This is a genomic window from Microbacterium esteraromaticum, from assembly GCF_028747645.1.
Taxonomy (GTDB): domain Bacteria; phylum Actinomycetota; class Actinomycetes; order Actinomycetales; family Microbacteriaceae; genus Microbacterium; species Microbacterium esteraromaticum_C.
Map to the genome: position 1 here is coordinate 2261510 of NZ_CP118100.1, position 12767 is coordinate 2274276.

The 12767-nt window shown below is 68.3% G+C and carries 14 protein-coding genes; 5 read left to right on the plus strand and 9 right to left on the minus strand.

Annotation, left to right across the window (positions count from 1 at the left end; genetic code table 11):
* Positions 1 to 10 precede the first annotated feature (10 nt).
* Genes PTQ19_RS10835 through rsmA form a run of 3 tightly spaced genes read right to left on the minus strand, consistent with a single transcriptional unit; the run spans position 11 to position 2926 of the window.
* Complete coding sequence (locus PTQ19_RS10835) at positions 11 to 943, minus strand: 4-(cytidine 5'-diphospho)-2-C-methyl-D-erythritol kinase (RefSeq protein WP_274367334.1); 933 nt, start codon at positions 941 to 943, stop codon at positions 11 to 13.
* Between the two features lie 40 nt (positions 944 to 983).
* Complete coding sequence (gene mgrA, locus PTQ19_RS10840; RefSeq protein WP_274367335.1) at positions 984 to 2048, minus strand: L-glyceraldehyde 3-phosphate reductase; 1065 nt, start codon at positions 2046 to 2048, stop codon at positions 984 to 986.
* Positions 2045 to 2926, minus strand: a complete 882-nt coding sequence (rsmA, locus tag PTQ19_RS10845) for a 16S rRNA (adenine(1518)-N(6)/adenine(1519)-N(6))-dimethyltransferase RsmA (protein ID WP_206824754.1) — start codon at positions 2924 to 2926, stop codon at positions 2045 to 2047. The genes mgrA and rsmA overlap by 4 nt, the downstream gene beginning before the upstream one ends.
* Positions 2927 to 2984: 58 nt before the next feature.
* Between rsmA and PTQ19_RS10850 the strand changes: the two genes are divergently transcribed.
* Positions 2985 to 4265: an MFS transporter gene (locus PTQ19_RS10850; RefSeq protein ID WP_274367336.1), complete on the plus strand. Its 1281-nt coding sequence runs from the start codon at positions 2985 to 2987 to the stop codon at positions 4263 to 4265.
* Positions 4266 to 4268: 3 nt separating this feature from the next.
* On the opposite strand, the gene PTQ19_RS10855 is transcribed toward PTQ19_RS10850, so the two are convergent.
* Positions 4269 to 5144: a TatD family hydrolase gene (locus PTQ19_RS10855; protein WP_274367337.1), complete on the minus strand. Its 876-nt coding sequence runs from the start codon at positions 5142 to 5144 to the stop codon at positions 4269 to 4271.
* Between the two features lie 19 nt (positions 5145 to 5163).
* Entirely contained in the window at positions 5164 to 6756 is a 1593-nt protein-coding gene (metG, locus tag PTQ19_RS10860; RefSeq protein ID WP_274367338.1) for a methionine--tRNA ligase, read from the minus strand.
* 290 nt (positions 6757 to 7046) lie between these two features.
* Between metG and PTQ19_RS10865 the strand changes: the two genes are divergently transcribed.
* Positions 7047 to 7307, plus strand: coding sequence for a hypothetical protein (locus PTQ19_RS10865; protein ID WP_222447102.1), 261 nt, complete (start codon positions 7047 to 7049; stop codon positions 7305 to 7307).
* 15 nt (positions 7308 to 7322) lie between these two features.
* Here PTQ19_RS10865 and PTQ19_RS10870 read toward each other — a convergent pair whose 3' ends face one another.
* Positions 7323 to 7964, minus strand: a complete 642-nt coding sequence (locus tag PTQ19_RS10870; protein WP_274367339.1) for a class I SAM-dependent methyltransferase — start codon at positions 7962 to 7964, stop codon at positions 7323 to 7325.
* A gap of 141 nt (positions 7965 to 8105) precedes the next feature.
* Positions 8106 to 8921, minus strand: a complete 816-nt coding sequence (rsmI, locus tag PTQ19_RS10875; RefSeq protein ID WP_274367340.1) for a 16S rRNA (cytidine(1402)-2'-O)-methyltransferase — start codon at positions 8919 to 8921, stop codon at positions 8106 to 8108.
* A 35-nt stretch (positions 8922 to 8956) separates the two neighbouring features.
* Here rsmI and PTQ19_RS10880 point away from each other — a divergent pair, with 35 nt between their 5' ends.
* Together PTQ19_RS10880 and PTQ19_RS10885 are read left to right on the plus strand one after the other, a co-directional pair.
* The gene (locus tag PTQ19_RS10880) at positions 8957 to 10501 is read left to right on the plus strand and encodes a dolichyl-phosphate-mannose--protein mannosyltransferase (protein WP_274367341.1); all 1545 of its coding nucleotides are present in this window, start codon (positions 8957 to 8959) and stop codon (positions 10499 to 10501) included.
* 18 nt (positions 10502 to 10519) lie between these two features.
* On the plus strand, positions 10520 to 11041 hold the full coding sequence (locus PTQ19_RS10885; RefSeq protein WP_274367342.1) for a hypothetical protein: 522 nt from the start codon (positions 10520 to 10522) through the stop codon (positions 11039 to 11041).
* On the opposite strand, the gene PTQ19_RS10890 is transcribed toward PTQ19_RS10885, so the two are convergent.
* Entirely contained in the window at positions 11029 to 11460 is a 432-nt protein-coding gene (locus PTQ19_RS10890) for a MepB family protein (RefSeq protein WP_274367343.1), read from the minus strand. The genes PTQ19_RS10885 and PTQ19_RS10890 overlap by 13 nt on opposite strands.
* A 96-nt stretch (positions 11461 to 11556) precedes the next feature.
* On the opposite strand from PTQ19_RS10890, the gene PTQ19_RS10895 reads away from it, so the two are divergent.
* The gene (locus tag PTQ19_RS10895) at positions 11557 to 11775 is read left to right on the plus strand and encodes a hypothetical protein (protein WP_222447100.1); all 219 of its coding nucleotides are present in this window, start codon (positions 11557 to 11559) and stop codon (positions 11773 to 11775) included.
* A 40-nt stretch (positions 11776 to 11815) separates the two neighbouring features.
* Here the strand turns inward: PTQ19_RS10895 and PTQ19_RS10900 are convergent, their stop codons facing one another.
* Positions 11816 to 12733: a DUF808 domain-containing protein gene (locus PTQ19_RS10900; protein WP_274367344.1), complete on the minus strand. Its 918-nt coding sequence runs from the start codon at positions 12731 to 12733 to the stop codon at positions 11816 to 11818.
* Positions 12734 to 12767: the final 34 nt, after the last annotated feature.

The following is a 12767-nucleotide window of genomic DNA, read 5'->3' on the forward strand; positions in this document are numbered from 1 at the left end:
GCGATCGCACTCAGACCACGATGCGTGCGCCGGCGACGGGCCCGTGCACGTGCACCGCCGTATGGCCGGCCGCCTGCAACTCCTGCTGCACCGCACGCGCGGCTTCAGGGCCGCCGCACAGCAATGCGACCGTGGGGCCCGAGCCCGAGATGATTCCCGACAACGCCCCGAGGCGCACACCGTCGGCGAGCGCATGCTCGAGATCCGGGCGGCCGTCCAGCGCCGCGCGCTCCAGGTCGTTGAACATCACGGGGGCGAGAGCTGCGGCATCCCCCGCCCGCAACGCCTGCAGTACCGCCACCGGCACGTCCAAGGACGGCTGCGGGTCGTCGGCGAGCGCCTCGCCGTGGGCGCGCATCGTGTCGAGGCGCCCGTAGATCTCGGGGGTCGAGAGTCCCTGTGCACTCATGATCAGCACCCAGTCGAAGCGTCCGCGTGCCAGCGCAGGTGTCAGGTCGTCGCCGCGCCCCGCTCCGATCGCGGTTCCGCCGTGCAGCGCGAATGGCACATCGGCCCCCAGGCGCGCGGCCAGCTCGTGCAGCCGGTGAGCGCCGAGATCGGTGCCCCACAGTGCGTCGCATGCGACCAGCGCGGCCGCGGCATCTGCCGAACCACCGCCCATTCCCCCGGCGACGGGCACGCCCTTGCGGATCACCAGATGCACGCCGGCCGTGACCCCGGTCGCCTGAGCGAGCAGCTTGGCCGCGCGCATGGCGAGGTTGCGGTCATCGGTGGGCACCTCGTCGAGGTCGACGTCGCCGTGCACCTCGAGCGAGAACCCGTCGGCGGGGTAGGCAGTGACGTCCTCGTACAGCGATACGGCCTGGAACACGGTGGCCAGGGCGTGATAGCCATCATCGTGCGGTAGTCCGACCCCCAGGTAGAGGTTGATCTTGCCGGGGGCGCGTACGTGCACGGCTTCGGTGCGCTGCGCTGTGCTCATCGCGGCTCCCTTCGGTTGCGGCGCGCCTCGCGCGCACGGTTCACAGTTCGGACGACACCGACCACAGGTTGACGTCGATGCCGTGCGAGAGCGCGTCGATCGCCGTGAGTTCTTCGTCTGTGAAAGCGGGACCATCTACCGCGGCGATGTTCTCATCGAGCTGCTCCGGACGCGAGGCTCCGATCAGCGCCGAGACGACCACCGGGTCGCGCAGCGTCCACTGCAGGGCCATCTGCGCGAGGCTCTGCCCGCGGTCGGCGGCGATGTCGTTGAGCCCGCGCAGCAGGGCGAGGCCTTCGTCTGAGAGCGGCCGGTCCGACAGCGATCCGCGCTTCTGCGCACGATCGGCCGTGCCGTCGCCGAGGTACTTGCCGGTGAGCAGTCCCTGCGCGAGCGGCGTGAAGGCGATCGCGCCGACGCCCTCGGCGCGCAGCACATCGGTCAGGCCGTCCTCGACCCAGCGGTTGAGGATTGAGTACGAGGGCTGATGGATGATCAACGGCGTGCCCAGGTCGCGTGCCACGGCCAGTGCGGCCTCGGTGCGCTCGGGGCTGTACGACGAGATGCCGACGTACAGGGCCTTGCCCTGCCGCACCAGGGTGTCGAGCGCCCCGATGGTCTCTTCGATCGGGGTGACCGGGTCGACGCGGTGCGAGTAGAAGAGGTCGACGTAGTCGAGACCCATGCGGGTCAGCGACTGCTCGGCGCTGGCGAGGATGTACTTGCGGCTGCCGAGGTCGCCGTAGGGCCCCGGCCACATGTCCCAGCCCGCCTTCGACGAGATGATCAGCTCATCTCGGTAGGGCGCCAGGTCTTCGGCGAAGATCCGCCCGAAGTTCTTCTCGGCCGAACCGTACGGCGGGCCGTAGTTGTTCGCCAGGTCGAAGTGGGTGATGCCGTTGTCGAATGCGTGGCGCAGCAGCGCGCGCTGGTTGTCGAGCGGGATGTTGTCGCCGAAGTTCCACCACAGGCCGAGCGAGATCGGCGGCAGGTACAGGCCAGAGGTGCCCACCTGACGGTAGGCGAAGCGCTGATAGCGATCCGGAGCCGCGACGTACGGGCGGTGGATCTCGGGCACGTGGGGCTGAAAGCGCGGTTCGGTCACGGTGCCAGAGTATCCGCATCAGCCGATGCGGTGCCTGTCGGAGCCGTGCGTGCGATGCGGTGGTAGTCGTCGACCGTGAGGTCCTCGCCGCGCGCGGTGGGGGCGACGCCGGCGGATTCCAGAACGGCGGATGCTGCCGCAGAGCTTCCGAACAGCCCCGACAGCGCCTGACGGAGCATCTTGCGACGCTGGTTGAACGCAGCATCCACGATCTGGAACGTGCGACGGCGCTCGTCCTCGCTGCCGCGGGGTTCGTCATCGCGCACGAAGCCGACGAGCAGGCTGTCGACGTTCGGCACGGGCCAGAACACCTGCCGAGAAACGGTGCCCCGCAGCTGCCAGGGGCCGTACCACGCGGCCTTCACGCTCGGGGCGCCGTAGATCTTCGAGCCGGGCCGCGCGGCCAGCCGCTCGGCGACTTCGGCCTGCACCATCACAACCCCGCGCTGCAGCGCCGGGAAGGTCTCCAGAAAGTGCAGTAGCACCGGCACCGAGACGTTGTACGGCAGGTTGGCGACGAGGATCGTGGGGTCTCCGGGTAGATCGGTGACCTGCATGGCATCCGCGTCCACCACGGTGAGTGCGCCGTCCTCGACGCCGCGTTCGGCGGCGGTGCGCGGCAGGCGCTCGGCGAGGCGGTGGTCGATCTCGACGGCGGTCACCGTCGCGCCCGCTTCGAGGATCGCCAGGGTCAGTGAGCCGAGGCCCGGGCCGATCTCGACGACCCGTTCGCCGGGCTGCACGCCCGCGGCGTGCACGATCTTGCGCACGGTGTTGGCGTCGACGACGAAGTTCTGCCCCAGCTTCTTGGTGGGGGTGACGTCGAGCTCGGCGGCGAGTCTGCGGATCTCGGTGGCGCCGAGCAGTGAGACGGTCATCCTCACATTGTTCCGCATTCCGTCACGTGCCGCGGGAAACGACCCTAAGATCAACCGGGTGACCGCACTCGGAGAGCTCATCGCACCGCGCCGTCTGGGCCGCGATTTCCGCTGGCTGCTGGCGTCGTCGTGGACCAGCAACATCGGCGACGGCGTCGCGTTGGCCGCCGCTCCCCTGCTGATCGCGTCGATGACCTCGTCGCCGATCCTGGTCGCCTCGGGCGCCGTGCTGCAGTTCCTGCCCTGGCTGCTGTTCGGGCTGCATGCGGGAGCCATCGCCGACCGCTTCGACCGCCGCCGCCTGGTGATGTTCGCCAACGCCGCCCGCGCGATCGTGATCGCCGCGCTGTGCGTCTTTCTGCTGACCGGAACCGCGAACATCTGGATCGTGCTCGCGGTGGCGTTCCTGTACGGCACCGCCGAGGTGTTCGTCGACACCACGGCGAGCACCCTGCTGCCGATGCTGGTGCGGCCCGTCGACCTCGGCATCGGCAATGCCCGCCTGCAGGCCGGGTACCTGGTGGCGAACCAGTTCGCCGGCCCTCCCCTCGGAGCCTTCTTGTTCGCCGCCGGTTCGGCGTGGCCGTTCCTGCTGGAAGGGCTGTGCATCGTGCTGGCGATCGTGCTCGTCTCGCGGATGGCGGCGACGCCGGTTCCGCCGCGTGAGGGCGGCCCCGACGCGGCGCGCACCCCGGTGCACACCGACATCGCCGAGGGCATCAAATGGCTGTGGCGCAATCCCCCGGTGCGGATGCTGGTGCTCATCATCCTGCTGTTCAACATCACCTGGGCGGCCCCCTGGGGCGTGCTCGTGCTGTACGCGACCGAGCACCTGAACATGGGCGCGGTCGGGTTCGGCGCGCTGACCACGGCCTCCGCGGCCGGAGGTCTGCTCGCCACCTTCAGTTTCGGCTGGCTGGAGCGGCACATCTCGTTCGCGACGCTGATGCGCGTGTGCCTGTCGATGGAGGTCGTCATGCACCTCGCGTTCGCGCTGACCAGCACCGGGTGGGTGGCGCTGGTGATCATGCTGTTCTTCGGCTTCTACGCCTTCGTCTGGGGCACGATCTCGACCACCGTCCGCCAGAGGTTGGTGCCACCCGAGCTGCAGGGGCGCGTGGCGTCGGTGAACATGGTGGGCGTGTTCGGCGGCATGGTCATCGGGCAGGCGTTGGGCGGCGTGATCGCCCAGGTGTGGGGGCTGACCGCACCGTGGTGGTTCGCGTTCGCCGGTGCCGCGCTGACCCTGCTGCTGGTCTGGCGCCCGATCTCGCACATCGTCAACGCCAAGCCGGCGCTGGATGACGCCGACCCGACGAGCCCGGCGCCCGCGAACTGAGACTCAGTCGAACGAGCCGTAGACCGCGAGGGTGTTCGCCGCGAGCCGAGCACTCAACTCATCCACGTCGGTGCCGAGCTCGGCGGCCAGGAACCGCACGGTGATCGGCACGAGGTACGGCGCGTTGGGGCGGCCTCGCAGCGGCACAGGGGTCAAGAACGGGGCATCCGTCTCGACGAGGATCCGCTCCAGCGGGGTGACCGCCAGCGCGTCGCGCAGGTTCTGCGCGTTCTTGAACGTGACATTGCCCGCGAACGAGAGGTAGTAACCGGCATCCGCCGCGATGCGCGCCATCTGCTCGTCGCCCGAGAAACAGTGGAACACGGTGCGCTCGGGCGCGCCGACGCGATCGAGCACCGCCAGCACGTCGTCGTGAGCGTCACGGTCGTGGATCTGCATCGCGATGCCGTGCTTCTTGGCCAGGGCGATGTGCGCCTCGAACGACTCGTGCTGGGCGGGACGCCCCTCCTCGCCGGTGCGGAAGTAGTCGAGGCCGGTCTCACCGATGGCGCGCGTGCGCGGGTGCGCGGCGAGCTCGTCGATCACGTCGAGGGCTTCGGCGAGGCGCCCCGCCTGCGCGTACACGGGGGCATCGTTGGGGTGGATCGCCACCGCCGCGAGCACGCGGGGATCGGATGCCGCCGCCTCGACCGCCCAGCGGGACGACTCGATGTCGCCCGAGGCCTGCACCACACCGGCGACGCCCACGGCGGCGGCGCGATCGAGCTGCTCGGCGAGCGCGAGGGGCTCGACTCCGTCGACGATCTCGAGGTGCGCATGGTTGTCGTACACCGGAACGGCCAGCGGCTCGGGAGCCGCCGGGTACCGCAGATCCTTGCGCCCCTCGGAGGAGCGCTCGCGCACGTATGTCTCGGTCATGACTCGGTCGACTCGTCGCTCAGGCGGTCTGCTCCACACGCGGGAACAACGGCGCCAGTGCACCGACCTTCGTGCCGGGCTGCAGCGCACCCCACGCGCCTGCCTCACGGATCGGCTGCGCCGTCAGCTCACCTAGCGCGTCGGTGACGCCCAGGGCATCCCACAGCTTCGCCGTGGACTGCGGCATCACCGGCGACAGCAGCACAGCCAGTGCACGCAGACCCTCGGCACACGTGTACAGCACAGTGGCCAGACGGTCGCGCTGCGCCTCGTCCCCTGCATCCGCCTGCTTGGCGAGCGCCCACGGCTCGTTCTCGGTGATGTAGTGGTTGAGCTGGTCGACGATCGTCCAGATCGCGTCGATCGCCTCGTCGATCCGGAACTGCTCCATGGCGGCATCCGCGCCGGTCGCAGCATCCGCCACCGTCTTCTGGATCTCGAGATCGCGCTCGGTGTACTCGGCCGCGGTGGGCACGACGCCATCGAAGTACTTCTGGATCATCGCGATCGTGCGCGAGGCGAGGTTGCCGAAGCCGTTGGCGAGCTCGGCCTGGTAGCGGGCCGAGAGGTCCTCCCACGAGAACGAGCCGTCCTGTCCGAACGCGATCGCCGACAGGAAGTAGTAGCGGTAGGCGTCCGAGCCGAAGACATCGGTGATCTCGGTCGGTGCGATACCGGTGAGCTTCGACTTCGACATCTTCTCGCCGCCGACCAGCAGCCAGCCGTGCGCGAAGACGCCCTTGGGCACGTCGACGCCGGCGGCCATCAGCATCGCCGGCCAGATCACCGCGTGGAAGCGCAGGATGTCCTTGCCGACGACGTGGTAGCCGGGCCAGCGGCGGTCGAAGTTCTGCTGGTCGGAGCCGTACCCGATCGCGGTGGCGTAGTTGAGCAGCGCGTCGACCCACACGTAGATGACGTGCGACCCGTCCCACGGCAGCGGGATGCCCCAGTCGAAAGTGGAGCGCGAGATCGACAGGTCCTTCAGGCCCTGGCTGACGAACGACACGACCTCGTTGCGGGCCGAGTCGGGGCGCACGAAGTCGGGCTCGGTCTTGTAGAGGTCGAGCAGGCGGTCCTGGAACTCGCTGAGTTTGAAGAAGTAGTTCTTCTCCTGCAGCAGCTCCAGCGGCTTGGAGTGGATCGCGCAGACCTTGAGCCCCTCGAACGGCCCAGTGCCTTCGACGATCTCACTGTCGGGCTTGAACTCCTCACACCCCACGCAGTACAGCGCCTCGTACTCGCCGGCGTAGATGTAACCCGCGTCGTACAGCTTCTGGAAGAACGTCTGCACGTTGCGCTCGTGCCGCTCCTGCGTCGTGCGGATGAAGTCGTCGTTGGCCACGTCGAGCGTCTTCAGCAGCGGGAACCAGCTCTCGCCGACGAGACGATCGACCCATTCCTGCGGCGTGACGTTATTGGCCGCGGCCGCGCGCAGCATCTTCTGACCGTGCTCATCGGTGCCGGTGAGCATCCACGTGTCATCGCCCGCCTGGCGGTGCCAGCGCGACAGGGTGTCGACGGCGACCGTCGTGTACCCGTGGCCGATGTGAGGCACATCGGAGGGGTAGTAGATGGGCGTGGTGATGTAGAACGATTCGCCTGCGGGCATGCTCTCGATTCTAGGCGGGAACCTGCGCACGTTCGGATTCATGACCGGGGCGGGCTCTGGCGGGCGTCCGGACGTTCCCTTCGCTCGCAGAGCGGGTGCCCCTCCCGCTTCGCGGGTCCCTCCCCGATGCTCGCTCAGGGAACGTCTTCTCGCCCTCTCTGGTGTGCTGCGCACTCGGAGTTCCGTACACCCCGCGCGGGAATGTGCGCTTCGCGCGGATGGATTCCGGGGATTCTTCCGCGTGTGCTGTACATCTCCGCGGGAAGCGTACGGAGTGGGATGCTGGGAGCATGGATGCTGGGCGTGCGCCGGACTGGGAGTTCTGGGTCGAGGACGGGCCGCCACCCGCCCTCACCGACGAGCAGACACAGCTGTTCGCGGAGCTGGAGCGCGTGTTGTCGATGCTGGGCCCGGAACCGAAGGACGAGACCGCGGCCATTGCCGCACTCACACCAGTGATCGTTGCACTTCACGACACCGGGCTCAGTGCGAAGCGGATCGCCGATAACAGTCGTATACGACCGGAGGGTGTGGAGCGATTGCTCGGGTGACAGGCGGCGCGAGGCTCAGCGCCGGGTAGCGGTGAGAGAGGCGTGCGGGCGGATGCTGACCTCGCCCTCGATGCGAGCGCGCTGTTCGGATGCGATCACCGTGAAACCTGCCGGTTCGAGCAGTTCGGCGAGGGCATCCGCGCGCCAGAAGTAGGCCGTCGTGACGGCGTGGGCGAACGATTCGCGCGGGGTGCCGTCGAAGAAGCCGATCAGGATGCTGCCGCCGGGCGCCAGCACGCGGGCGAACTCGGCGAGAACCGCGGGCAACTCCTCGGGCGGGGTGTGGATCAGTGAGTACCAGGCGAGGATGCCCCCGAGCGACCCATCAGCGACGGGCAGCTCGGTGAACGAGCCCTCGATGAACTCCAGGTGCGGATAGCGCGACCGTGCGTGGGTGATGAACTCGGCCGACAGGTCGATGCCCAGCACGGCGCGAGGCTCACCGTCCGCGCAAGCCTCGCGTGAATCGCCCGCGTGCAGGAACTGCGTCCAGTGCCCCGGCCCGCATCCGGCATCCAGCAGTCGCCCCGCTGCGGCATCCCGCCACTCGCCGATCAGCGCACAGTCCGCGTCAGCCATCTGCACAAGGTCTCCGGCGAGCGCGATGTACTCCCCCGCCCGCGCCCCGTACGCCGCAGCGATCTCTCCGTCCCTCACGCGGCTTCCTCCCGTCGACAGCGCATGAAGTCGCCGAGTGCACCGGCTGTTCGCGTGAAGAAGCCGTGCGCTCGGCGAGATGTCGTGCTCTCGACGGGCAGGGTGGGGGTGAGCTCGACCACGAGCGAGGTGGGTGGCATGTCAGCGGGCGGCGAGGGCGGATTGGTACAGGTCGCGGGACGACAGGCCCGTGGCGGCGGCGACCTCGGCGCAGGCTTCCTTGAGGCGGAGTCCGGAGGCGACGAGAGCCTGCACCTGCGCGAGTGCGTTCTCGGCCGATACGGCAACGGGCGCGGCGCCCTCGACGACGACGACGATCTCGCCCTTCACACCGGCCTCAGCCCAGGCGACGAGTTCGTCGGCGGTGCCGCGGCGCACCTCTTCGTACAGCTTCGTCAACTCACGGCAGACCGCGATACGGCGGTCGGCGCCGAAGGCTGCGCCCATGTTGGCGAGCGACGAGGCGAGCCGCGACGGCGACTCGAAGAAGATCATCGTGCGGGGCTCGGCTGCCAGCATCCGAAGCGTCTGCCTGCGCTCCCCCGGCTTGCGCGGCAGGAAGCCCTCGAACGTGAACCGGTCGGTGGGCAGGCCCGAGATCGCGAGCGCCATCAGCGCGGCGCTGGGCCCCGGCACCGCGGTGACCGTCACTCCGCGTTCGACCGCCGCGGCGACCAGTCCATAACCGGGGTCGCTGATCGCGGGCATCCCGGCGTCGCTGACGACGACGATGTCATGATCGGCGGCGATCTCGGCCAACTCGACGGCCTTGTGCTTCTCGTTGTGGTCGTGCAGGGCGATCAGCCGCGGACGGTTGTCGATCTGCAGTGCCTTGAGTAGGCGCTGGGTGGTGCGGGTGTCTTCGGCCGCGACGATCTCGGCGTTCTCAAGCACCTCGATCAAGCGCCGCGACGCATCACCGAGGTTGCCGATGGGAGTCGCGGCGAGGATGATCATCCGACCAGCTTAGGTGCCGCAACTAGGCTGTTCGGGTGACCTCGACCGACGCGCTGCCGCAGCATCCGCGGGCGACGACGCGCTGGGAGAGACTGCGCGACGGCCTGCGCGCGGAACCGGCGCGGGCTCGGATGCTCGCCTGGCTCGCCCCCGCGCTGGTCACGCTGCTCGCGGCGGTGCTGCGCCTGGTCAACCTCGCCCACCCGCACGAGATCATGTTCGACGAGACGTACTACGTCAAGGACGCGTGGTCGCTGTGGACGCTGGGCTATGAGGGCACCTGGGGCGAGGGCGCGAACGAGCAGTTGCCCCAGGGCGATGCCTCCGCGCTGCAGCCCGAGGGCTCGTATGTCGTGCATCCGCCGCTCGGCAAGTGGATCATCGCCCTCGGCATGGCCCTGTGGGGCCCCGGATCGAGCTTCGGATGGCGGGTGACCACCGCCGTTCTCGGAGCGCTCACGGTGCTGGTGGTCTACCTGATCGCCCTGCGGCTGACACGTTCGCACACCGTGGCGACCATCGCCGGCGGCCTGCTGGCCATCGATGGCGTCGCGATCGTGATGAGCCGCATCGCACTGCTCGACGGCATCCTCACCTTCTTCATCACGCTGGGGGTGCTGTTCGTACTGATCGATCGACAGCGCACCATCCCTCGCACCGCAAGGCCCGCCACCACGCAGCGGATGATCGGGCGGGTGCTGTGGGCACGGCCGTGGCTGATCGCCGCGGGCGTCGCGCTGGGTGCCGCCTCGGCCGTGAAGTGGTCAGGCCTGTATGCGATGGCCGTGCTGGGCCTGTACACGGTGTTCACCGATGCCCTGGCCCGACGCCGCGCGGGCATCGTGCTGTGGCCCACCGATGCGGTCTTCCGTCAGGGACCGGCGTCGTTCGTGTTGCTGGTGGGTCCGGCGCTGGTCGTCTACCTCGCGTCGTGGACAGGTTGGCTGGTCACCGCGGGCGGGTACGGGCGAACGACGGATACCCATCCGCTGATGGCCCTGTGGGACTATCACGCCTCGATGTTGACGTTCCATGTCGGCCTCGCCAGCGCGCACCCGTACTCGAGTCCGGCGTGGCAGTGGCCGTTACTGTTGCGACCGACCGCGGTCTGGGTAGCCGACGACCCGGCACCGTGCGGTGTCGACCACTGCATCGCGGTGATCTCTTCGGTACCCAACCCGCTGATCTGGTACGGCGGTGTCGCCGCCGCGGTGTACCTGCTCTACCGTTTCGTGCGTGGGCTCATCATGAGGGCTCCCGTCAGCCCCGTTCTGACTTACCCATTGGTGGGGCTGCTCGCCACATACGTGCCGTGGTTGCTGGTGCCCGAGCGCACGATCTTCCAGTTCTACACGGTGGTCATGATGCCGTTCCTCGTGCTCGCCCTCGCCATCGCGCTGCGCGAGCTGGCCGGCCATGGCGACCGTCCGCTGCACCGGCGGCAGGCCGGACAACGCACCGTCGCCGTGTTCCTCATCATCGCCGCTCTCGTATCGGCGTTCTTCTACCCGGTCTGGACGGGCATGAGCGTGCCCTACGACTTCTGGCTCATCCACAACTGGCTGCCGAGCTGGATCTGAACGGACGCGCTGCGGAACATGACTAACACTCCCCTGTGGAAGACCGGCCGCGTACGGAGCCCCTTGTGGTTGAGCGCGATCCTGCTGCCAATGCCGCTGATCGCGATCGTCTTGCTGCCGTCCGAGCTCGCCGATCCGCAGGGGTCGCCCGGACTCCTGCTGGTCGTCTTCGCGTTCATGGCGGCGTGCATGTGGCCGCTGGCGTTTGCGGCGCACTGGATCGAGGGTCACGCGGACCGCATCAGGATTCGATTCTGGCCCGTCCTGTCCCGCACCGTCCCGTTCGAGAGGATCGCCTGGATCGAGTGTCGTTCGGCAGTCTCCGCATGGGAGTTCGGCGGAATCGGGTTGAGAATGGCGCCGCGCGGTGTGCTCGCCTTCGCGAATCGCACAGGGCCAGGCATCGGCATCCGAACCATTGATGGACGCGAGTACTTCGTGATCCTCACCGACGACACGGAACTATCAGACGTTCTCGAGCGCATCGCGGCAGCACGCCCCGACCTTCACGTGGAACACACCCCGTCTCAGTACTCCTGAAAGGCCGGCGCCTGGGCGCGCTGCGTCCGAGTCGCCTGCGGGTTCAGGCCCGTGCACCAGCTCGGGTAGACGCGGAATCCGCGCTTGCCTGCGTGCTTTCCCGCCGTGATCCCCAGGGCCGCAAGGTGCCCGGCTGAGAACCGGAACACGCCCCGTCTCCCGTCCTGTTCGACGAGCACGAGAAGACCGGATGCGACCTCATCCGCGCCGAAGGGAGCGGTGTCTCCGTTCGCATCGCGCCGCCAGAACGCGACGAATGCGCCGGGCTTGGTGGGCGTGGTCCGGGCTGTACGCACGTGCCACGTCTCGCCGTCGATCTGAGCCAGACCCGACTCGTAGTCGCTGCCCTGGTCTTCTGCGACGGCGGTCGCCGACATCCCCATCGCCACCGCATACGCCTCGAACGCCTCGAATCCCACCCGTCGACGCTAGCGCTGCGTGTCGACGCGATCCACTCGGAACGTCTGCCCGGGCTCGGCGCAGACAGGCAGCGCGTTCTCGGCAACAATGGCGGGATGCCCGCACCGCATGGCTTCGAGTACACCGTCCGAGGAGATGACGTTGTGATCACGCATCACGGCAATCGCGCGACGACGCTCCGGGGTGCGAGAGCGGCCGACTTTCTGGAACGGGTCGCGCACGAGGACGCACAGTTGCTGATGGCGCGAGCGACCGGCAACTATCGACGGGGAAACGAGCGCGTGGCACGACAGCATCCGCGCAATCAGCGCTGACTGTCCGCCGCGGACCGGCGTCGACGACCCCCCGACGCTCTCAGGCGCGGTCAAGCGCCGGTGCGCGATGGCCCTCGTCGAAGGTGGGGCGCTTGCCCAGCATCCGTCCGATGCCGAGCACGGCACCGACGATCACCAGGCCCACGATCAAACCCGACATGGCCGACAGCGCCGTGCCACCGAGCCAGACGACGAAACCACCGAACGACGCGAGCAGGTCTTCAACGCCGTGCAGCACGTCAGCCGGGGCGTGCACGCCGACCTCGCCGAGGTTGACGAGCACCAGATGCCCACCGACCCACAGCATCGCCACGGTGCCTATCACACTGACCGCCCGGAACACGGCCGGCATCGACCGCACGATGCGCGTACCCGTGTGACGCACCTTGCGCACCGGGTGCTTGGCCATCTTCAGACCCACGTCATCGATCTTCACCAGTAGCGCCACGGCGCCGTAGACGACCGCGGTCATCAGCACGGCGATCACAGCCAGAATCAGCAGCGTCTGCCAGATACTCAGCCCCTGCTCGAGGTTCGCCAGCGAGATGAGCATGATCTCGGTTGACAGGATCAAGTCGGTGCGAATCGCTCCCCAGACCAGTCGGTTCTCGTTGCGCTCGCCCTTCTCGTCATGCCCGTGGCCGAAGCCGAACCACTCGAGAACCTTCTCGGCGCCCTCGAAGCACAGGTAGGCGCCACCGAGGATCAGCAGATACGGCAGCACCCACGGCGCGAACGCCGTCAGCAGCAGGGCGATGGGGATGATGATGACGAACTTGTTCGCGATCGACCCGAGCGCGATCTTGCCCACCACCGGCAGCTCACGCGCCGGCGACAGCCCCTGCACGTACTGCGGGGTCACCGCTGCATCGTCGATGACGACACCGGCCGCCTTCGACGACGCCTTCAGCGCAGCACTGAGAATGTCATCGACGACCGCCAACAGACCAACGGACATGTGGGTTCCTCCCCGCGGCCCGTGAACAGACGAA

Bases quoted from the DNA above. Each gene is read 5' to 3' on its own strand.
- rsmA (WP_206824754.1), bottom strand. From the start codon at position 2,926: ATGACCGTCTCACTGCTCGGCGCCACCGAGATCCGCAGACTCGCCGCC.
- PTQ19_RS10885 (WP_274367342.1), top strand. From the start codon at position 10,520: ATGACTAACACTCCCCTGTGGAAGACCGGCCGCGTACGGAGCCCCTTG.
- metG (WP_274367338.1), bottom strand. From the start codon at position 6,756: ATGCCCGCAGGCGAATCGTTCTACATCACCACGCCCATCTACTACCCC.
- rsmI (WP_274367340.1), bottom strand. From the start codon at position 8,921: ATGATCATCCTCGCCGCGACTCCCATCGGCAACCTCGGTGATGCGTCG.
- PTQ19_RS10855 (WP_274367337.1), bottom strand. From the start codon at position 5,144: ATGACCGAGACATACGTGCGCGAGCGCTCCTCCGAGGGGCGCAAGGAT.
- PTQ19_RS10835 (WP_274367334.1), bottom strand. From the start codon at position 943: ATGAGCACAGCGCAGCGCACCGAAGCCGTGCACGTACGCGCCCCCGGC.
- PTQ19_RS10895 (WP_222447100.1), top strand. From the start codon at position 11,557: ATGCCCGCACCGCATGGCTTCGAGTACACCGTCCGAGGAGATGACGTT.
- PTQ19_RS10865 (WP_222447102.1), top strand. From the start codon at position 7,047: ATGGATGCTGGGCGTGCGCCGGACTGGGAGTTCTGGGTCGAGGACGGG.
- PTQ19_RS10900 (WP_274367344.1), bottom strand. From the start codon at position 12,733: ATGTCCGTTGGTCTGTTGGCGGTCGTCGATGACATTCTCAGTGCTGCG.